Consider the following 438-nt stretch of genomic DNA (forward strand, 5'->3'; position numbering starts at 1 on the left):
CCCTTCAACCCCTGGCCGGGCTCGAAATATGAATGCTCCGACTGGGAGACGATCGAGGCCTTCGCCGATTTCATCAACCAGGCCGGCTATGCCTCGCCGATCCGCACCCCGCGCGGCCGCGACATCCTCGCCGCCTGCGGCCAGCTGAAATCGGAATCCGAGCGCATGCGCAAGACCGACCGCCTTGCCTTCGAAGCGATGATGATCGCCAACCACGGCGAAGATTGAAACTTCCTCGATGATATCATAGATTGATACTGCATGGAGCTGAGTGGCAAACACAGGGCGACGTTGTTGGCGATCTTCGCTGATCCCGTGCGATCGAACATAGCTTGGCGGGATATAGAATTGCTTTTCCTGGCATGCGGCGGTGAAATCGCGGAAGGGCAAGGCTCTCGAATACGAGTCGCGCTGAATGGCGTACGCGCAGTGTTCCAT

Annotated in this window: 1 pseudogene; it reads left to right on the forward strand. The window is 58.4% G+C overall.

Annotation, left to right across the window (positions count from 1 at the left end):
• A pseudogene (locus tag AC1D0P_RS29900) lies at positions 1–228 on the forward strand (23S rRNA (adenine(2503)-C(2))-methyltransferase RlmN); the annotation flags it as partial.
• Between the last annotated feature and the right edge of the window lie 210 nt (positions 229–438).

The sequence above is a fragment of the Polaromonas sp. P1_G2 genome, assembly GCF_056405515.1.